This is a genomic window from Vagococcus allomyrinae (assembly GCF_017829975.1).
In the GTDB taxonomy this organism is placed as follows: domain Bacteria; phylum Bacillota; class Bacilli; order Lactobacillales; family Vagococcaceae; genus Vagococcus_D; species Vagococcus_D allomyrinae.
The window spans coordinates 180,477-202,144 of sequence record NZ_JAEEGA010000011.1 but is presented as its reverse complement, the minus strand read 5'-3'; the positions used below and the strand labels follow the sequence as shown (position 1 = coordinate 202,144).

Below are 21,668 nucleotides of genomic sequence, written 5' to 3'. Positions count from 1 at the left end.
AATACGGATGGAAAAAGAATTGCAACAGATTGTACAGAAGGTCAAGGAAAAAATCGCTGACCCAGAGGTGCTGAAGCTCTTTGAAACGGCCTTTTTGGACACGTTTAACCGAACTGTTTCACAACAAGAGGACGGCTCTGTTTACATGGTGACAGGCGATATTCCGGCTATGTGGTTAAGAGACTCCAGCTGTCAATTACGCCCGATCTTGCCTTTTTTAAAGGAATCTCCTAAATTAGCTCACTTGGTGAAAGGCATTATCAGAAGGCAACTAGCCTTTATGGCCATTGATCCCTATGCCAATGCTTATACCATGGCAGCCCAACCGGAAAGATGGGATGAGGATTTACCTCCTCAAGGCCCCCATGTTTGGGAACAAAAATACGAGATTGACTCCCTTTGTTTTCCTTTTCAGTTAATTTATCAATATTGGCAAACGACGGCGGACACCAGTTTATTTGATGCTAGTTTTGTCGCCAGTGTCGAACAGGTTGTTGACTTATGGATCAGGGAACAAGACCATGAAACTAACTCTGCTTATACCTTTGTGAGACCAGCAAGCGACTATTTATCACGGGAAGGCAAGGGCTCTTTGACAACTTATACAGGAATGACTTGGTCGGGATTTCGCCCAAGTGATGATCCCTGTCAGTATCATTATTTGGTTCCCAGTAATCTCTTTGCCAGTCATATTTTGGCGCGAATGTTGGAGATGTTGGCGATCTGCCCACTTAAACAAGTTGCCTTAGAAGAGAAGATCAAGGAACTAAAAGGGGCGATTGATCAAGGAGTCGATCGTTATGCCAAATTAGCTGGACCTAAAGGGAATTATTACGCTTATGAAGTGGATGGTTTGGGAAATCAGTTGGTGATGGATGACAGCAATATGCCTAGTTTGTTATCTTTGCCGATGCTGACAGCAATCCCAACTGACGATCCTTGTTATTTAGCCACTCGCCAGATAGTTTTAAGCAATGAAAATCCTTATTACTATCAAGGAACAGAGGCTGCTGGGATTGGAAGTCCTCATACTCCAGCTGGTTATGTTTGGCCAATTGCCATTGCAGTTGAAGGGATCACCGCTCAAACCTCAGCGGAAAAATGGACCAAGATTCAATTGCTTACGCAGACCACAGGGGGCACTGGTCAAGTGCACGAATCCTTTGACCCTAACCAGCCAACCCGTTATACCCGCGAATGGTTTTCTTGGGCCAATGCCATGTTTTGTGAGCTAGTCTTAGATTATTGTGGGTATCAGGTCAAGGTCAAGTAGTCCTGAGATCAAACCTTTGATTGCATTTTTGCTTCAAACTAAATAAACTAAAATAGTCAGCTGATGTTAACGCGTACAACGATCCATCTGTGACCTGAAAGCCTGCTGCTTTTCTTAGGAGTCAAGGACTTAAGATTACGAAAAGATTCTAGCAAAAGGTTGCCAAAAAGTGTCATAGTACCGTTTGATATCGGCGGTAAGGCGAGATAGAATTTAAGTGAAGGACGGATGTAAAATGAAATTAAGTCATAGAGAACTGGCTATTTTAGACTATTTATTGGAACAAGAGCAATATGTTAACTATAAAGAGATCGCCCATCATCATGGAATTACCGAAAGAATGGTTCGGTATGATATTGAGAAAATCGAAGTTTTTCTTAAAAAAAATCAGTTGGAACCTTTAAATCGCAGTTTGAAAAAAGGCATTATGATTGGCAAGCGAGATGAATTATATCAACTTATTCAAGCGTTTAAACAGCGCACGACACCAAAAACCTATAAGTATTCAAAAGACGAAATTGAAGAGTTCATCTTACTAAGTTTATTATTAGCTCAGGAAACAACGCCAGTCTCCTACTTTGAAGAGGTATTATTCATTTCTCGAACAACGGTTTTGAACAATATGAAAGTATTGGAAGAGCAGTTCCGGGGAAGTTCCTTAGTTCTTAAACATGTCAAACGAAAAGGGTACCAAATCGCAGGAGAATTGTTGGAACGTTGCCTCTCTTTTTCTGATTTATTGTTGAAATCGATTAATCTGCGGGAACTGTACACCTTTATCGAGACAGACGAGGTGGTGTTTTCTAAGAAAGCTGAGTTGATTATTTTTAACTTGTTTGACTTGGAGTACTTATCTGAGAGTTATTATGCCGTTAAAAAGCTTGAGCAGTATTTGGGAAAAGAATTTGAAGATGCTTATACGACATTGCTGCTGACCTTGATTTACCGCATTCAAGAAGAGTCTGAAGGTTGGGAGTTACGTCAGTTTTTGACGAAGAACAAAGGGGAATTATCCGAAACAGAAACCCTTTTACGGTTGATGATCAATGACTCTTCCAGCGTTCGGGCTGCTAAAACGCAACTTGATGTAAAGCAAAGTGTCTATGAGTTAACCGAAATAATTGCGGATTATTTTGATCAAGATATGGCCAGTTTTAGTGCCACTTTTTTTACTCAGCTAACGGCTCATGTCTCGAATATGATTGATCGCAATCGCTTGGGAATCAAAACCACTAACCCGATTTATAAAGAAATTGTCTCTGATTATCCGGATTTGTTTAAGTTGCTTAAAGGAGCAGTTGGGAGGCTGGCAAAGACCTATGACATCGAGATCAGCGATCATGAAATTTCCTTTTTAGTGATTTACTTTGCCTCGGAAATCGAAAATCGGCACGTTGCGCAAAAGAAAAAACCGAATGTCTTAGTCGTCTGTGTCGAAGGATTAGCCGTCTCGAAAATGTTGCAGTCTCAATTAAAAAAGGTGTTTGACTTTAATCGAATTGAGACTTCTTCGCTGAAAAAGTTTTCAGCCAAGGATTTGGATCAATACGATTTTATTATTAGCACCGTGGAGATACCTGATATAAGGTCACCTAAAATAATCAAAATTAACAACTATTTAACCGGCCATGATTTGGAGCGTCTTAAGACGTATTTTGATACGCGACTGTTAAATAGTAAGGACAATGGTTTGAGTCACTTTAATCGAATTATGGAAACTATTCGTGAAAATACCAATGAAATTACGAACCTAAGTAAGTTGGAATTGGACTTGATTAAAATACTAACTAAAAAGAATCGGCTGTCGACCAAGGAATTAATCCCTGACATTCACTTTTCAGTGGCGAATATTTCCATTATGCCACAGCGATTGCGGTGGGAAGAAGCGATCGCCATTGGCACTGACGGTTTAGAAAAAATCAAGGCCACTCAAGCTGCTTATAAAAAAAGAATTATGAGTAATATCAGAAAGCACGGTCCTTACATGGTGATTGCGCCTAAAGTCATGATTGCTCATGCCGGAATGGAAGATGGGGTAAATCACGCCGGTCTGTGGATTACGACCTTGAAAGAAGGGACGAATTTAACTGGCAATTTTCCAGAGGAGGTTCAATTGATTATCACGATTGCCCTTAAGGATCAAACGACCCATCGCGTCATGGAAAATATCGCCAAACTAGCCTTCAATGAAGACAAGATTAACAGCATTTTATCATCGAATCATGCGGCTGACATATACAGCATTGTCACATCCACAATTTATAAGTAGAGGAGAATTAACATGAACGTAGAGCAGGTTTCCTTTGAATTGATTTCAAAAGCTGGAGATGCTTTTGGTTATCTCGTACAGGCTATCAATTATGCAAGAGAAGGTGAATTTGAAGCGGCAAATAAAAAAGTGTCTGAATCGGAAAAAGTGATGAATGATGCCCATAAGGTTCAGACATCGATGATCGTCAAAGAAGCTCAGGGCGAAAAAAATGAGCTATCGGTTTTATTGGTCCACGCTCAAGATACTTTGATGAACACGATTTTAATGTTAACGTTAGCCAAAGAATTTATTCTATTATATCAACGTTTGGGGAAAGAGGAGAAGTAAGATGAACTTTGAGAAATTACATATTTTATTGGCCTGTAATTTAGGGGCATCGACCGGTGTGATGGTAGGTAAAATGGAAGAGATTGTCAAAAATAGCGAAAAGCTTAAAGGGAAAGATATTCTGATTGAGGCTCATCCAGCTGGCGAGCTGCGAGAACATATCGAGGCCTTTGATGTGGTCTTATTAGGGCCACAAATTAGCCATCGTTTTGATGAGTTGGCTGAGATCGCCGCAGCTTACCACAAGCCAATTGAAGTGATTAACAGTCAGGATTATGGCACTGTTAATGGCGGAAATATTCTCAAAGCGGCCATTGCGTTACAACTAAATAGCCAATAGAATTGGTTGGTTTACGTTATGTCGATCATTTGAAAAGGGAGATGCTGAATGTCATATGCAGATAAAATATCAACATTACAACGTCGCCTAACACCATTCTCACAAAAAATTGAAAAGCAACGCTTATTATCTTCCATAAAAAAAGGGATGATGGACTTGACCATCGTCCTTTTAGTGGGGTCGATTTTTGCCATGTTGCTTTTTTTAAGTCGACTTAATTGGTTTGGCGCCGCTTTTTTAAGCCAATGGCAGGACCTTTGGCAGTTTTTAATCTTTAGCACCTATGGGATGTTGGCGATTTATCTAGGGGTTTCAGTAAGTTATCATCACAGCAAGCACCTTAACACCCCATTCTTTTATTCGATCTTTTTAAGCGTTGTGGCAGTGGTTGTCAGTCATTTAGTCTTAAGTGGGTCAGTAAACATGGCGGACCTGAAATTTGCTAATCTGCTAATCGGATTGGCAGTTCCTTTGTTGACGGTTGAAGTGATTCATCAAGCGGGTAAAAAGAAGGAAAGTACGCGGCTAAAGGGAATACCGCTGGGCAGTCGAAAAACGGCTTATCAATTAGTGATTTCAAGCACGTATTTGATCCTTATTAGCCTACTATTTTACGCTTGCCGTCTATACGTGGTGGAAAGTGGGCTTATACAATGGGGGTGGCGGCTTATCGCTGGTTTTGATACGCCGGTGATGATCTTTTTAATTGTGTTATTGGAAATGTTGTTTTGGTTTATTGGCTTAAATGGTTATTCGATTTTGGCGGCGCTGGTCTTACCGATCGCCACTAATAATTTGGTGTTGAATACCAATTTACTTGCTGCGGGCAAAGAAGCAACGCACATTTTCACCCCTAACTTTTGGGATTTTTTTGCCGGGATGTCTGGTTCTGGGTTAGTGGGAGCTTTGGCTGTCCTAGCCATTTTCAGCAAAGTAGACAGTCTTCGAACGAAAGGCAAGGTTGCGATTATTCCCAGTATTTTCCATATTTCAGAACCGATTCTTTATGGCTTGCCGATTGCTTATAACCCTTACTTTTTTATTCCCTTTGTGATTGGCACGCCCCTTTTGGCTGTTTGTCAGTGGTTTGTCTTTAAGTGGGGCTGGGTGAATGTGCCAGCTTATCATGTCGCCGATTTGCCGTTGCCTTTAGCCCAAGTCTTAGCGACGCTAGATTGGCGAGCGCTCCTATTGGTCGGTGTCGTTTTTGGCGCATCGATCTTGATGTATTATCCTTTTTTTAAGCTTTATGAGAAAGAAGTCATTGCAACCGAATTAGCGGCTGAAAAGGATCAACGATTTGATGATTTAGATTTAGATTTTTAATTTATTTCCAAATGAAAAGAGTGAGCAGATGAAAAAAATAGTGATTAAAGGTCAAAAAGAAAAGCACGAGATAGAAATTGAATGTACAGCTATTTTTATGGGATCTAGTGATTTTTTACGTCTCGACAACAAAGAAGAAGCGTGGAATATCTTAGATAATTACGTTGCTTTAGGGGGGACGAGTTTTGATACGGCGCGTCATTATCGGCATAGTGAACGAGCCTTGGGCGCTTGGATGGAGGAGCGGCAAAATCGCGACCGTCTCATCATTGAAACCAAGTGTTGCCATCCGATACGAGGCACGAACGAAGCCCCACGAGTTAACAGTGGCGCGATTGAGGAAGACTTGCTGACAAGTTTGGAGTATTTAAAAACGGATCACGTCGAGCTTTTGGCTTTGCATCGTGATGATCCGACACAGCCAGTTGGCGATATTATGGAGGGACTCCATAAACAAGTTAGCTTAGGTCGTGTCTATGGGGTAGGCTTGTCTAACTGGGAATTGCCGAGGATTAAAGAAGCCATGGCCTATGCTGAGGCTCATCACTTAACAACGATATCGTTTAACAGTCCTAACTTGAGTTTGGCTAGTGTTAAACAACCTCGTTGGCCCAACTGCGTGACTGCTAATGCTGAAATGAAGGCCTGGCATGAAACGCTTAAATTGCCGTTAATTGCCTGGTCCTCTCAAGCAGAAGGTTTTTTTGCGGGACGTTTTGACCGTCATAATTTAGATAATCAAGAAATTGTGGATGTTTATTACTCAGACGATAATTGGGAAAAGTACGACCGAGTGCAGCTGTTGGCACAGCAAAAAGGAGTCTTACCAATCCAAATTTCTTTGGCCTATGTCTTAAATCAACCATTTCCGACTGGAGCTGTGATCGGGTCAGAAACCTTAAGTGAGCTAAAGACCTCGATAGCTGGGGCGGAAATCAATTTGACGGCAGCTGAAATGGCTTATTTAAATTTACAGGCTGATTAGTTGATGGAAAATTATCACCAGGGAAGGATGAAAATAGATGACATTTAGAAAAAAAATTGCCGCTCAAATGTATTCTGTTAGAAAAGAGTTTGAAGCGGATCCAGAGGCGACTTTAAAAGAATTAAAGCGCATCGGTTTTACCGCGATTCAAGTGGATGGCATGCGGGGGCATTCAGTCGAAAAAATCAGCCAGTTAGTTAAAAAATATGATTTTGAGATTGCGGGGATGCACATTAAACATGACCGCTTTATGACCGATCTGGATGGGATTGTTGAGGAGTGTTATGCCTTTGGCTGCAAAACGATTTACGATAAGTACATTGACGATGAGGAACAGCATACTGAAGGGTATCGCCGGACGAAGGCTAAATTAATCGAAGCAGTGGCCAAATTAGCGCCCTTAGGTTTTAGAATTGGTGTTCATAATCCTGAATATGACTACAACAATCAAATCGACGGTCGCAAGGTTCTCGACTATCTGACAGACCCAGTCAATGGCTACGGGGTCTATTCGGAGCCCGATACCTATTGGATGACCATTGCGGGGGAAAATCCTTTGGAGTCTTTTAAGAAGTACAGCGGCAGAGCGCCAGTGGTTCATCTAAAAGACTATCGTTCTGGTTTTGAATTGGCAGATATCAAGCAGAACTTAGCAGAAGTTGGCGAAGGGGAAGTCGATATTGAAGGCATTGTTCGCTGGGGTGAAGCTAATAAGGTGGAATATTATTGTGTTGAACAAGATTATTCAAGAATTGGCATCTTTAAAAGTTTAGAAATTGGCTTTAATAATCTTTTAGAGATCGGGGAAAGAATCCAAAGAGAAACAAGTCAATAAATCAATCAGGCGCTGCTAATGGGAATAAGTGAGCGCCTGTTTTTTGACGTTGAGAATTAGCGATAACAATAAAACGTCGTGGACTGATCTTAAAGTTTTACGTGATAGGGAAATCCAAAAGTTTTGCAACTGAAGATGATCTGTGTTATATTATATGTAGTGGTATTTTTGATTCGAATTAGGACAGATATATAATAAATATAATTCTCCTTTTATGCGTCACATTTATTGCAATAATAAACGTACAACAGTGCGTATCAGGAGGAATTTAATATGAATAACGGTACAGTAAAATGGTTTAATGCAGACAAAGGTTTTGGTTTCATCACTCAAGAGGACGGAACTGACGTATTTGCACATTTCTCTGAAATCCAAACAGACGGTTTCAAAAGCTTAGACGAAGGTCAAGCAGTAACATTTGATGTTGAAGAAGGCCAACGTGGCTTACAAGCTGTTAAAATCTTCAAAGCATAATCATACTTGATTATTGAAAGGTCACTATCTTAATTGATGGTGGCCTTTTTTTTGGCGTAGAGCAGTCAATTCGCAAAAGAAGCTAAAGGACTTACGTTTAGCTTCTTTTATTAGTTTGAAAGGACAAGCGAACTTCTTTTGCTAAATTTTCGATGGTGTAAAGAGCTGGTAATTGAGAGGTAATATCGGCACCGGAACTGGATTCACGGGCAATGTAATAAGGAATATTGACATCTGCTAGCTGGGCGATGGTCGATTTGGAGCTATTAGTGATGGAAATAATCGAGCTATTGCTAAAATTAAGGTGATTTAAATAGTTGATGATTTCTTGGGTTTCCCCTGAAACTGATAAGGCGATAATGCAGATTTTGTCAGACAAACTTTTAGATAAGTAATCGATAGGGTAGTTAGAAGGGTCTTCAATTCTCAGTGCCATGTTAAAAATGGAAGAGAAATAAAGGGCACCGTATTCAGCCATAATATTTGAGGAGCCTAAGCCGATAAAGAGGACTAACTCTTTATTTTGCAACAAAGACACGGCATCTTTCAGCTTATCGCGATAGAGTGGTTGAGAAGTGCGAGCTAAAAAGTCCATATAGGCGGTTTCATCGACGGCAGTAAGCTCCTCTGGGTGCTGTTCGTTTAGAAAGAGTTGTAATTTAATTCTAAACTCGGCATAACCAGAACAATCAAATTTTTTGCAAAAGCGAGCAATACTGGTCGTACTTGTGTGAGTCGCTTTAGCTAAATCGCGAATGCGCATATAAGAGACTTGTTCTAAATTATCGGAAATAAATTTGTATATTTCCAGGTCAAAAGGGGTTAAATCTGGTGTCCGATCAAGAAATAACATACTAAAACCTCCCTAAAAGCCAAAATGTGTTCCTCTTCATTTTAACACAAGGGACTCTTCGGGCACAAGGTGTGACTTAAATGTTACAAAAAACCAAGTGAAAGACTCGTGCCTAGATCAGGCCAAGACCTTCCATTTGCTGTCGGAGTGTTTATACTAAAAGTGTCAAGAAGAAAACGCTATATTTTGAATGGAGGTCGTGACATGACGCATGGAATAAAAATTGCCACAATTGGTGGAGGCTCAAGCTATACACCAGAACTGATCGAGGGCTTTATTAAACGCTACGATGAGTTGCCAGTTTCTGAGATTTGGTTAGTCGATATCGAAGCAGGTAAAGAGAAATTGGAAATTGTTGGTGCTTTGGCCAAGCGGATGATTGCCAAAGCTGACTTACCGATTAACGTCATATTAACGCTAGATAGACGGGCGGCCCTCAAAGACGCTGATTTTGTAACAACTCAATTTCGGGTGGGCCAGTTGGATGCTCGGGCCAAGGATGAACGAATTCCCTTAAACTATCAGACAATCGGACAAGAAACCAACGGACCTGGCGGCTTATTTAAAGGACTGAGGACCATTCCGGTTATCTTGGCCATTTGTGAAGAGATGCTAGAACTTTGCCCAGAAGCTTGGCTAGTCAATTTTACTAATCCAGCTGGGATGGTAACGGAAGCCGTCCTACGATACAGCAAGTTGAAGAAAGTGGTCGGGTTATGCAATGGGCCAATCGGCATTGAAAAGGGCATCGCTGACGTGTTGGAAGTGGCTCAAGAAAGACTGTACGTGGAGTTTACGGGACTTAATCACATGGTCTTTGCCAAAGGCATTTACCTTGATGGCCAGGATGTGACAGAGCAAGTGATGAACTTAATGACCACTGACGCTGGCAAGACGGTTTCGTTAAAAAATATTGAGGAGTTGGGCTGGCAACCAGAATTTTTGAAAAAATTAGGCATGGTCCCGATCGGCTATCTACGCTATTATTACCAGACTTCTTTAATGTTAGCTGAGCAGCAGTTGGCAGCTAAAACAGAGGGAACCCGGGCTGAAGTAGTCAAACGAGTTGAACACGAGTTGTTTGAGCTGTATAAAGATGAGCAGTTGGACACTAAGCCACCTCAATTGGAGCAGCGAGGTGGGGCTTATTACAGCGAGGCGGCTTGCAACTTAATTTGTTCGATCTACACGGATAAACGAGATATTCAGACGGTTAATACTCGCAATAATGGCGCGATCGCTGACATTGATCCTGACTCAGCAGTAGAAGTAAATTGTGTGATCACTAAACAAGGGCCGATTCCCTTAGTGACAGGGCCATTACCTGTGCCGATCAAAGGGTTGGTCCAACAAATCAAATCTTTCGAACGGACGGCAGCTGAAGCAGCTGTCACAGGAGATTATCAGACCGCGCTTTTAGCTATGACAATTAACCCATTAGTCCCGAGTGACAGTGACGCTAAGGCGATGTTAGATGACCTTTTACAAGCTCATGGGGAATATTTACCACAGTTTAACCAATAAAAATGACGGAGGTTTAGCATGTATCCATTTCAATTAGAGGTTTGCGAAGATTATCAAGATTTGAGTCAGTTAGCTGCTCAAAAAATTATCGAAGTGATGAAGTCAAATCCGACAGGTCTTTATTGTTTTGCTGGGGGGGATACCCCGGTTTTGACATTAAACTTATTGGTCAAGGCTCATCAAGCAGGAGAGATTGACTTAAATAAAGCTCATTACATCGAACTAGATGAGTGGGTAGGATTGGACCAAAAAAATCCAGGTAGTTGTCTAGCTTATCTCCAGCGAGAATTGTTTGGACCGGCAGGAGTGTCTTTAGATCGTCTTCACTATTTTAATGCCTTGGCAGCTGATTTATCAGAAGAGTGTCGCAAAGCTGATCAAGTGATTACCAATGCTGGTGGGCTAACACTGACTCTCTTAGGGGTCGGGGTTAACGGGCACTTAGGTTTTAATGAGCCGGGTGTCGACTTTGAAGAAACAGCACATGTAGTGGCCTTGGCCGACGCTACTCAAACAGTTGGGCAAAAATACTTTACTAGTGAAGTTGATCGCAGTCAGGGCATTACCTTGGGAATCAGTCAATTACTCAAGGCTCAAGTGGTGATTGTCGAAGCTAGCGGGGTGAAAAAACAAAAGGCGATCAGCCACTTATTATCTGGAGAGGTCACAAATCAGTGGCCAGTCACCAGTCTGTATCATCACGGAAATTGCTTAGTCGTCCTTGACAAAGAGGCGATGGTGTCAGTTTAAGCGTTAATGGTGGAGCAAGTCACTAACGGATGGGGCTTGCTCTTGCCTAAACCAGATTGAGGGAGATGAATAGAATGATTTTAGCTAAATTAGAGCAAAGTTTTTTACCGATATTATTAAAAGTTGGCGAAAATAAGCGACTGATTGCCATTCGGAATGGCATCACTTTAACGATTCCTTTTACGATTGTGGGGAGTATTTTTTTAATCATTGGTAATTTACCGATTAACGCTTGGACCGATTTTATTGAACCGATTTCAGCGCAGTTAAATGCTCCTGTCAGTGTGACCTTTGGGGTTTTGGGACTAGTTTCAGCCATTGGTATTGGTTACAACATGGGAAAAGAGTTTGAGGTGGATCCGATATCGAACACGGTCATTACGACCATTGCTTTTTTATTGGCGACTTTGACAGACGAGTTTGCTATTAATATCGATTCATTAGGTGCCACAGGGATGTTTACCGCTATAATTGTATCCCTTTTCACAACAGAAGTTTTTCGTTTTTTTGTTAGCAAAAACATTGTGATTAAAATGCCCGATGGGGTGCCACCTTCAGTGGCTCAGTCTTTTTCAAGTTTAATTCCAGCTGGGGCGATTATTGCCACTATTTGGGTTATTAGAGTACTGATGGGAGTCGATGTCAATGAAGTCATTCAATTTATCTTTAAGCCGCTAGTCTTTGGCTTAAGCACCTTGCCAGGTTTAATGGTTTATACCTTGTTAGTTTGTTTTTTATGGAGTTGTGGCATCCACGGAGACAATGTCTTATCCGGGATTGCTTCGCCGATTTTTCTAGGGTATTTGGCAGCTAATACCTTGGCTTTTCAGAAAGGACAGCCAATTCCTTATGAAATTGCCGATGGTTTTTGGATCTTGTTTATGTGTTTAGGGGGAACTGGCTCTACGTTAGGCTTGGTTTTAGCCATGCTGCGATCGCGAAGTAAAATGTATCGATCTTTAGGCAAAATGGCCTTGCCATCAGCCATCTTTTGTATCAATGAACCGGTTATTTTTGGTTTTCCGATTGTGATGAATCCGATTATGATGATTCCTTTTGTTGCAACACCGATGATTTTAGGAACAGCCACCTTTCTTTTGATGAAGATTGGCTTGGTGGGGAAGATTGTCTTCCAAGTACCTTGGACCATTCCCCCAATTATCGGCCCATATCTAGCAACTAATGGCTCTGTAGGAGCGGCTATTTGGTCGGCGTGTACGATTGTGATTGCCTATCTGATCTATTTGCCTTTTTTTAAAATGGCCGAGAAAAAACAAGTTTTACTGGAAGCTGGGGAAAGTGAGCAGGAAGCGATGGCTGAGATTGCTCAAACTGTGGAGAGTTAATTGACAGATTGTTTTAAAATAAGTCTTTATGTCAGAAAGTTGGCGTAAGGGCTTATTTTTGACGACTGATTTCAGTAGTTTCTCTTAACTAGCTGTGCTACACTTTAATGAAAGAAGAAAAAGAATGGGGGAAGAAATTGGGATTTCTGCAAATTAAACAGCAAGGGGAAATCTCAGCTTCGTATTAAGTATGAAAGTTACAATTAAAGATATTGCCAGATTGTCAGGCGTTTCGATCACAACCGTTTCCCAAGTCTTAAATGGTAAAGGCAAACGTTTTTCTGAAGAGACCCGTCAGAAAGTTTTGAAAGTCGTAGCAGAGACAGATTATCGACCAGATTATTTTGCTAAAAATATGATTAATCCTCAATCAAAAACCATTGGTGTAATTGTACCAGATATTACTGATTTGTTTTTTTCGAAAGTCATCGAAGGCATTGAGATGTATTTAAATGAAAAAGGTTATGTTATCTTATTGTGTGATTCCCATCATTCAGATGAAAAGGAAGAGCATTACATGTCAGAATTGATGGATCGAGCGGTTGAAGGTATTATCTTGGCCACACCTAATTCGATTGCCTTAGATAATTTATTAGAATTAAAACAACATTTTTCTTTTCCTTACGTCTTATTAGACAGAGGGATTAATAAGCGGGAAGGGGGCAATATTTTAGTAGACGAGTATGCGGGCGCTTATGAAGCGGTCTCTTACTTAATAGAATCGGGCCATCGACGAATCGGCATGTTGGCCAATGATAGCCGGTTTTATAAGATGAATGAACGGGCAGATGCTTACCGTCAATGTTTAAGCGATCATCAGATTGTCTGGGAGGAAGAGTGGGTAGTTAATAACGCGGTCACGATCGAAGGGGGTTACTTGGCGACGAAAGAGTTGTTAGCAAAAACAAATGTCAGCGCTCTTTTTTGTGGAAATGATCAAATGGCGATCGGTGCTTATCGGGGGATTTATGAAGCGGGCTTAAAAATACCAGAGGATATTTCGGTTATTGGTTATGACGGTTTGGACATTACCCAGTACTTAACGCCATCATTAACGACGGTCTATCAACCGGCGGCCGGAATTGGGCAAGCGGCAGCTGAGATCTTGGTGGATGCTATTACCGGCTCTTATCACGACTATCCAAACAAGATGTTTCCGACAGAATTAATTAAGCGTGAAAGTGTTGCCCTCGCTTCTCAAATAACGACGTAAAAACAGTTTCAGATACTTATTGCGAGGCCAATCAGAACGGGTAAACGCCTTACTTGGCCTGTAGCTAAGAGACTTCGGCCAGTGAAAGTTAATTGAGAGGGTTAAAGAAGATCTCAGGAATAAAATAGTGTAAAATAGACAAAAAGGAGGGGCGCCATGGACATCAATACAGAGGATTTAAAATTATTTGATCAAGAAACTGCGATGATGATTGTTTTACTGAAACTGTTGGGCACCTCTAAAAAATGGCTAACAGTTCAAGAGATGGCTAGCGCCAGTGGAGCTTCCACTAAGACTGTCGAAAAATATGTGAAACTGATTCAAGTAGAGCTAGCCGAGTCGCGGCTTAATGATATGGCTCTACGTCACGATAAAAAGAAGGGCTATTTTCTTTACATGTTAGAAGATGGCATGTTAACTGATTTTATCTTAGTGCAACTGCAAGCAACCCTTGCTTATAAATTGATGTATGGCATTTTTTTTGAAAACATCACCAGTGTGACTCGCTTCGCTCAAGCCAATTACGTCAGTGAATCAACTGTTTGGCGTGTTTTGAATGAACTCAGAGAACGAATTCTGCCTTATGGCTTGGACATCAAAAAAGGCAGCTTTCAGCTGATCGGCCAAGAGAGCCAAGTGCGGCAATATTCCCATTCCGTCATGTGGTTATTTTTTAAGGGGGCGATCTGGCCTTTCCCTCAGTTAAGTGAAGGGACGATTATGGCAACTGTTAGTTTAATTGAAGCGTTTTTTGGTTGTCAGCTTTCCCAATTAAAACGGCAGCGTTTGGCTTATTATTTGGCGATTATCATTACCCGTAGTCAAAAACAACACCGCATTCAGGTGACTCGCGAGCTTCTGGAAAACACTGAGGAGAATCCACTGTTTCAGCGGTTTTGTCAACAGTTAATGAGTCAGTTTGTCGAGTTAAAATGGTGTGATGATGAGTGGCGATTTTTATTTTGTGTGTTAATGACTCGCGATGAATTATATCAGTCACCGAAGATTAGAGCAGAAATTCAACAGTTTCATCGGCAAAAAAGGACGGCACTTTTTCAGTCTTTACGTTATTTGGAACAAACCTTTCAAGAACGTTTAAAGATCAACATGTCATTTGAAAAAGAACAGCTTTTATTGGATTATGCTTATAGTTCTCATCAATTTTGTCAACTATTCCACGGTTTTTCTTTGGATATTAACGGGCATTTGTATTGGAATCGAACGAAGGACAAATACCCGCGATTGATTGAGGCTTTAAGTGAGCTAATAGACGAGTTACAGCAAAAAACCGGCAATCTGATCTTTGCTGAACGGTCGTTTTTAATCACCCGCTACTTAATAATGTATGCGACTATTGCTGATTTGCCTCGTTTGGAGAGTCCTTTGACGATTTTATTAGTGACTGACTTGCCAGTTTTGGAGGAACAGCGAGTGATTCTTAGACTACAGCGTGCTTATCAACAGGATTATCACTTGCGTATTGTGACAGAAGAAAGGCTGTCTGAGAGCTATCAGTTGATTTTATCGACCAGCAAAGTCACTCAGAAAGCCCTTCAAGCCGTTCCTAACGTGATTTTTGATACAGAATTGACCAAGGAAGACTATGCGGATTTAGATGCCATTTTGTGGCAATTATTTTCAACGAGTCAGTCGTAGATCGCTGATACGGCTTGAAAAAAAGCAGTCGTCAAAATGTTCCGGTAAAACGGGAACATTTTGCTGATTTGAATTCGCTGCCATTTGTTACCCTTAGTTATGACATAACTAAGGGTTTTTCAGCGTGCTGCCACTGAGCAGTTCTGACTGAAGAAATGGAGGAAATGATGAAAAAAACAATTCATATATGCTTAACACTCATCTTACTTTTACAAGCATTTATGCCACAACTAGTCTTGGCTGAAGCTGCGTTAGCTGATGATTCGACAGGAGTGGTTAAGGCTCAATTTAGTCAGGAAAGCCAAAAGGAGCAGTTTAGCCTCAATCTTGACTTGCAGCCTGATCCAAAAAACAGAACTTATGAGATTCAGGTCTCTGAGTCTGTTCGATTAACTGAGGGAGAGGAAGCGGTGAATGATCGTCAGGGAGTTCCACAAGGGACCGTCTCTGTTAACAATAATCTGGTGAAGGTCAATTTGTTTGAAGGGATTAATTCTTTGATATCACTTTCTTTAAAGGGCGAGGTAATCTCGGTTGCTGATCAAGGTGTAGCGGTCACACTGGCTGATCAAAGGTTAACTGTCCCATTTCCCAGTCAGTGGCTAGCGGTTGAGCCAACGACAGAAGAGCCAACTTCTTCAATCAGTTCAAGTGCAGAAACCGATGAGTCAGCCTTAACCACAACGGAAGGAACTAGCACATCAGAGCCACTTGCTGAGCCGGATGCGCGACGTGATCCGCTGAATATTAAAGAGTTATATGATCAATTAGGTTTGTCGGATGATTTTCTAACGGATATGACGTTAAATTATACTGATGCAGAGGGAAATCCGATAGAAAATCCAACGATTGATGATATTATTCACTTTTCATTGGCTTTTAGTCTGTCAGAAGAGGTTCGTCAACTTATGGAAGCCGGTGATTATTATGAAATGTCATTGCCGGATACCATCACGATCACTCAATCTCAACAATTTGAATTGAAGGATGCTAATGGCAATACCTATGCTAATGTGACGATTGGCACTGATGGTAAAGTACGAATCACCTTTACAGACGAAATTAAACATGCCTCAGAAATTGAAGGGGAATGTCATTTTACTGGTGGGTTTAATAAAGAGTCGATTGGTGGCCCGGGAGAAATTACCATTATACCACCTGGTCATGAAGATTTAGAAAATACGGTTACGATTAAACCAAACTATACAGGGGATAACATCGACAAAAAGGGACATTTTGATCAGGAACAAAATCCGGATAAGATTATCTGGGATGTGGATGTGAATAAAGCTTTGGATAGCTTGTCAAATGCCACGGTAACGGAAAGCTTACCCAAGGGAACAATTTATGAAAGTGTCAAAGTCTACAAAGTTCAAGTTGATTTTGCTGGCAAGGTTGTTCCCGGTTCTGAAGTTTTGGCAGACCCTAGCGAGTATACAGTAGATGCTGATGGCACAGTTCATTTTAAAGAGATGAAGGATGCTTATCGTCTTGAATATACCACAAAAATTGCGGAAGAGGCGAAACCTAGTTCAGGAGGAATGGTTGACTTTTTGAACCATGCTAGTTTAACAGCCGATGATCTGGCTGAAGCCACTACAGAAGCTACTGTGTCAGGAAAATATGGTTCTGAAATTACTAAAGTCAAAGGAAATTATAATTCAGCAGACCAAACTATCGATTGGAAATTGCTGTATAACTATGGTGAAAAGACGATTTCCAATGGAACGATCACTGATACTTTTCAAGATGATCAGATGTTCTTAGTGGATGGTTCTGTCAAGTTGTATCAGGTAACCTTTGATCAAGCTGGCAATCCCCAACGAGGGCGAGAATTAGTTGAAGGAACGGATTATCGTTTGATTAAAACGGCTGATGGCTTTAAAATCGAGTTTATTGGTGAGCTTAACACGGCCGTTGATGTGGCCTATAAAACAGGTTACGATGGCATTGTTGATGAAAATACAACCATCAACAATGCAGTGGTTACGGATACTGGTGAGGAAGATCACGGTTCAGGCAATCTGGTGCCACAAAATGTCATAAAAAAATTGGGCAAAGTCGATTACAATCAACACACGGCTGCCTGGAATATTGACGTTAATTTGAATCATTACAGTATGAATCATTGGCAGTTAAAGGATACTTTAAGTGATGGTTTACGGTTAAAAACTGAAACGTTTGTTATTTATGACAAGGATTCTCAGAAAAATTTAGACCTTGGTACAGACTATACCCTTGATTATGATGTGGCGACTAATGTTATTAAAGTGGTGTTTATTGGCAACTATCAGAAAACAGATCACGCTTTTAGAGTAAGCTACACCACCGATTATGATCCTGATTTAGTCTCAGCCAATGATCCAGATAAATATTTCCGCAATACGGCTCAAGTTGACTGGGAGACTGACGATGGTGATCATGTCACTGATGAAGATCATGCAGATTTTAAACCCAATGAGCCAACCAAATACAATGGTTCTAAATCAGGTAGTTATAATGCAAAAGACAAAACGATTACTTGGACAATCGCCGTTAACTATGGTGATCAGGATATTGAAAATGCCAAGTTAACCGATCCGATTTCCACAGATCAGCAGTTTGTGTGGCGTTCATTAAAAATCTATCATTACACGGTTTCAAGTTCGGGAGCCATCCTGAAAGGAGCAGAGTTAAGTCGAGCTGAATACCGTGCTTTCGGTATTCAAGAACCAAGCGCGACGAACAACCAAACCTTAAACATTGATTTTCCCGATGGTCAAGCAGGTCAATACGTAGTTGAATTTAAAACCAGTGTAGCTGGTCAGCAAATCCATGAAACGTATGATAATGACGCGGTGTTTAGTAATGACAATTACGAAGATCACTCCCTTCATGGTCAGGTGACGGTTAACCATGGTGATGAGATGGGAACTAAGACTGGGAAGCAAGATGACGACGGGTTTGTTAACTGGTCCGTTACGTTAAATGGCAGTCAATCTACTTTGTACGACGTGACGGTTGAAGACGTTCCTTCAGCTAATCAAGCGATTGATGTGGCTAGCTTGCATATTTTTCAAACCACTGTCAATCAACAAGGAGACATCTCCATTGATCGCAATCAGGAATTGGTCAAAGATCAAGATTATACCGTGGTCATGGTGACGGACAATGTGACTGGGCAACAAAAGATGACCATTAAGTTTATTAATGGTTACCAACAAATCGAGGCGCCTTTAATCATGGAATACAAAGCGATGGTTTTTCTTGAAGGGAACCAAGGAACTGTTTCCAATGCGATTCATATTACCAGTGAAGGTAAGACGGAAACCGATACCGATACGGATGGTGAAACTGAGGTAAATGTGACCGAAGGTGGCGGTTCAAGTTCTGGTCACCGTGGGGCAATTACTCTTAAAAAAACCGGTGAGGATGGTAAGGTTTTACCCGAGGGTGCTACATTTGAACTTTGGGATCGCCATCAAAGCCAATTGTTACGTTCTGGAACTGTCGGTCAGGATGGCCTAATTACGTTTGGCAATCTGCCTTATGGTGATTATCTATTGAAAGAAACAGGAACTTTAACTGCTTTAGGTTATACCATTGATCAGGAACTAGTGGATGGTAAATTAGTCACCATTAACGAAGGCACAACCGCTGGCGAAGTTTTAATCATTCAAAATAAATTAAGTCAGGTGCAGTTGATTAAACAAAATGAAGCGGGAAAAAGGCTTGCTAAGGCCGAGTTTAAGTTGGAGCGGTATGATCAGCAAACTGATTCATGGCTGGAGCAAAAAACAGCCCCTCTGATTTCAGATCAACATGGAAAGTTGACGATTAAAGGCTTAACCGCCGGCAAATACCGTTTAACTGAAACGAAGGCTCCTGCTGGTTATATGGTGAACAGCACGCCAATTCCCTTTGAAGTGATTGAAAATCAGGATCATCAGCTGATCCAGGTTGGTATGACTGAGCCCTTTATTAATTACCAGGCGTCTTTAAGCTTTATTAAGAAAACTGAAACCGGTCAAGGGCTTCAAGGCGCAACCTTTGGCTTGTATGCTCAAACTAATCCTAATCAGCTCTTAGCTAAAGCAACTTCTGGGACAGATGGCAAAGTCCTATTCTCGCCAGTTGCGCCAGGGACTTATCAAATTAAAGAGTTAGCGGCACCTAATGGTTATCTCTTAAACAAGCAAGTCCTTGAAAAAATTAAGGTCCCAGAGTCAGCAGAAGGGGCTCTCGGTACAATTGAGATAGGTCAGGATCTGGTGAATTATCAAGGGTCTGCAGAAATCCGTAAGTACGGCTTAAAACAGTCAGAAAAAATGCCTCTATCTGGTATCGAATTTAGTTTAGAAGACAGTCAGGGCAAGGAAGTCAGTCGTGGTGTAACGAAGGCTGACGGGACGTATGAAGTGACGGGTCTAGCCCCTGGTATTTATTACTTCAAAGAAATAAGTGTCGGAACGACAGGGTATATTTTAAATACGGAAAAAGTGAAAGTCGTCATTCCTGAAAATGTGGAAGGTAAACCAGAGAAAGTTAAAGTTGATATGGTCAACTATTTAGGCTCTTTTGCTATTCAGAAAGTCGATGGCCAAGGCAATCCTCTGGTGGGAGCAGAGTTTTCTCTTTACACCGCTTCTCGCGATTTAGTAGCTGCGGGATTAACTTCAGACGCCAAGGGGATGGTAACTTATGAAGATCTATCACCTGGTAAGTATTATTTAGTTGAAACGAAAGCCCCTATTAGTCAGGACGGCCAAGCCTATGTCAAAAATGATTATCCTATTTGGTTGACGGTTGCCGATCGTTATCAAGGCAAACCAGAGTTGATTGAATTAGGTCAGTTTCAAAATTTTAAAGGCAAAATCGAGTTAACTAAAAAAGGTCAAGGGAAGTTGCCAATTGCCGGGGCAGAGTTTACCTTGTATCGTTGGGACGGTCAACAAGAAAGTTTAGTGACTGATCGAGAAAATCCGATCAAAGTAGGAACCGATGGTCATATTAATATTGATAATTTAGGCCCTGGCAACTACAAGTTAGTGGAAACGAAAGCGCCGAATGGTTATGTGATTAACACTCAACCCCTTTATTTTGTCATACGTGAAGGAGAGCAAACTGCTCCGCCGGTTGAAGAAGTCTCCATGACTAATTATGAAGTAGGAATCAAAGCCCGAAAAGTCTCGGAAGGACATCCTTTTCCTGTTGGCTTAGCAGGAGCTGAGTTTGAAATTTTAGATAAAGCAGGCAAGAAGGTAACGGTTTACGATCAGAACGGCCAGGATACCACGACTATTATTTCCGATCAACAAGGAGAGTTAACCGCTAACGGCTTAGGGGCAGGGGAGTACAGACTGGTCGAAGTAAAAGCTCCTAGCGGCTACATCTTAAATACAACTCCCACTCATTTTGTCATTAATGACAGTTTAGGGGAACCTGAGGACTTGGTAGTGGAGTTAGGCGATATCGTCAATTATCAAGGAGAAATGGAGGTAATTAAAGCTGACAGTCAAGGCCGAGATTTGTCAGGTGGCGAATTTGAGATTCGTAACGATGCAGGGCAAGTGGTCAGCGTGATTGGTCAATTAGGCCTTGAAACCAAACGATTAGTAGCACTAGATGGCATGATAATGGCTAAAGGATTGGCACCAGGTCGCTATTCACTAGTTGAACTTAAAGCACCTGAGGGATATATTCGCGAAAGTGATGAGCAACTAATAACCTTTGACATTGCTGAAAAAGGTCAGGGGCAAGCCAACTTGGCCAGTAATACCTTGTATCAAGGAAGGTTGACTAACTATCAAGGTTCTGTTCGCTTAACTAAACGGGACAATCAAACGAAAGCTACATTAACAGGTGCCGAGTTTAGCCTATTTACAGCAGACGGTCGGCTAATCAAAGACCAGCTGGTCACCAATGATTCGGGGGAGATTGTCTATGAGCAGTTAGCACCAGGCAACTACTATTTTAGGGAAACCAAAGCCCCCAATGGCTACCAATTGGGAACGGAAAACCATGCTTTTACAATTGAAAGGGAGTCTAGACATCAGCCTGAGGAAATTCAACTTAGTGTTACCAATCAGAAACTGGTGCCAGTAAAAAAAGCGCCACTACCTAAAGGTCCTTTGGGACAATTTGGCGAGGCGCCAAGTGCTTCTTTACTTGTTGTTGGGTTGCTTCTAATCTTCTTGGTGATGTTGCTTAAACGACACCAGGCTTCTGAATAGGATCGCTAAAAGTAAGGTGAGATTGATAAAAATAACGTCAAAGAGGTTGGGAGGCTCCCAGCCTTTTTGACGTTAAAAAATAAAAAATTGGGGAAAAAAGAAGAGGCTGGACAATTGTCTCAGCCTCTGAAAGGAGTTGTGTTTACGCAGGAAGTAGGGTGCAACTTGCGTAAACCATGAAAAAGTTTTGTTAGGGTTGTTTGTTGGTATACATATACTATATCGCGTAAATATGAAAAAAATGTGACGAAGCTTCAACCTTAACAAGAAGATTGTGTTACG

15 protein-coding genes are annotated in these 21,668 nt (G+C 41.3%); 14 read left to right on the top strand and 1 reads right to left on the bottom strand.

Annotation, left to right across the window (positions count from 1 at the left end; all coding sequences use genetic code 11):
- The first annotated feature begins 7 nt into the window (after nt 1–7).
- The 8 genes from I6N95_RS16975 to I6N95_RS16940 all read left to right on the top strand — a co-directional run bounded on the left by I6N95_RS16975 (nt 8) and on the right by I6N95_RS16940 (nt 7,832).
- Entirely contained in the window at nt 8–1,273 is a 1,266-nt protein-coding gene (locus I6N95_RS16975; protein ID WP_209530139.1) for a glycoside hydrolase family 125 protein, read from the top strand.
- Between the two features lie 235 nt (nt 1,274–1,508).
- Entirely contained in the window at nt 1,509–3,542 is a 2,034-nt protein-coding gene (locus I6N95_RS16970) for a BglG family transcription antiterminator (protein WP_209530137.1), read from the top strand.
- Nucleotides 3,543–3,554: 12 nt separating this feature from the next.
- Nucleotides 3,555–3,872, top strand: coding sequence for a PTS lactose/cellobiose transporter subunit IIA (locus tag I6N95_RS16965; RefSeq protein WP_245249601.1), 318 nt, complete (start codon nt 3,555–3,557; stop codon nt 3,870–3,872).
- A gap of 1 nt (nt 3,873) precedes the next feature.
- Nucleotides 3,874–4,212 (top strand): PTS sugar transporter subunit IIB, encoded by a 339-nt coding sequence (locus I6N95_RS16960; RefSeq protein ID WP_209530135.1) that lies wholly within the window; start codon nt 3,874–3,876, stop codon nt 4,210–4,212.
- A gap of 48 nt (nt 4,213–4,260) precedes the next feature.
- Complete coding sequence (locus I6N95_RS16955) at nt 4,261–5,538, top strand: PTS transporter subunit EIIC (RefSeq protein ID WP_209530133.1); 1,278 nt, start codon at nt 4,261–4,263, stop codon at nt 5,536–5,538.
- 28 nt (nt 5,539–5,566) lie between these two features.
- Nucleotides 5,567–6,523 carry an aldo/keto reductase gene (locus tag I6N95_RS16950; RefSeq protein ID WP_209530132.1) on the top strand — a complete coding sequence of 319 codons (957 nt, stop codon included), beginning with the start codon at nt 5,567–5,569 and terminating at the stop codon, nt 6,521–6,523.
- A 37-nt stretch (nt 6,524–6,560) separates the two neighbouring features.
- A complete protein-coding gene (locus I6N95_RS16945; RefSeq protein ID WP_209530130.1) occupies nt 6,561–7,358 on the top strand; it encodes a sugar phosphate isomerase/epimerase family protein in 798 nt (265 codons plus the stop codon).
- 273 nt (nt 7,359–7,631) lie between these two features.
- The gene (locus I6N95_RS16940; RefSeq protein ID WP_209530128.1) at nt 7,632–7,832 is read left to right on the top strand and encodes a cold-shock protein; all 201 of its coding nucleotides are present in this window, start codon (nt 7,632–7,634) and stop codon (nt 7,830–7,832) included.
- Between the two features lie 97 nt (nt 7,833–7,929).
- Here the strand turns inward: I6N95_RS16940 and I6N95_RS16935 are convergent, their stop codons facing one another.
- The gene (locus I6N95_RS16935) at nt 7,930–8,685 is read right to left on the bottom strand and encodes a MurR/RpiR family transcriptional regulator (RefSeq protein WP_209530126.1); all 756 of its coding nucleotides are present in this window, start codon (nt 8,683–8,685) and stop codon (nt 7,930–7,932) included.
- A gap of 204 nt (nt 8,686–8,889) precedes the next feature.
- On the opposite strand from I6N95_RS16935, the gene I6N95_RS16930 reads away from it, so the two are divergent.
- From I6N95_RS16930 to I6N95_RS16905, 6 genes are all read left to right on the top strand, one after another.
- Entirely contained in the window at nt 8,890–10,209 is a 1,320-nt protein-coding gene (locus tag I6N95_RS16930; RefSeq protein WP_209530124.1) for a 6-phospho-beta-glucosidase, read from the top strand.
- 18 nt (nt 10,210–10,227) lie between these two features.
- Nucleotides 10,228–10,959: a 6-phosphogluconolactonase gene (locus I6N95_RS16925; protein ID WP_209530122.1), complete on the top strand. Its 732-nt coding sequence runs from the start codon at nt 10,228–10,230 to the stop codon at nt 10,957–10,959.
- Nucleotides 10,960–11,033: 74 nt separating this feature from the next.
- Nucleotides 11,034–12,305 carry a PTS sugar transporter subunit IIC gene (locus I6N95_RS16920; protein ID WP_245249599.1) on the top strand — a complete coding sequence of 424 codons (1,272 nt, stop codon included), beginning with the start codon at nt 11,034–11,036 and terminating at the stop codon, nt 12,303–12,305.
- A gap of 190 nt (nt 12,306–12,495) precedes the next feature.
- Entirely contained in the window at nt 12,496–13,518 is a 1,023-nt protein-coding gene (locus tag I6N95_RS16915) for a LacI family DNA-binding transcriptional regulator (RefSeq protein WP_209530118.1), read from the top strand.
- Between the two features lie 156 nt (nt 13,519–13,674).
- The gene (locus tag I6N95_RS16910) at nt 13,675–15,174 is read left to right on the top strand and encodes an AcpB/EbpR/MafR family transcriptional regulator (RefSeq protein ID WP_209530116.1); all 1,500 of its coding nucleotides are present in this window, start codon (nt 13,675–13,677) and stop codon (nt 15,172–15,174) included.
- Nucleotides 15,175–15,341: 167 nt separating this feature from the next.
- A complete protein-coding gene (locus tag I6N95_RS16905) occupies nt 15,342–21,386 on the top strand; it encodes a SpaA isopeptide-forming pilin-related protein (protein ID WP_209530115.1) in 6,045 nt (2,014 codons plus the stop codon).
- The last annotated feature ends 282 nt before the right edge of the window (nt 21,387–21,668 follow it).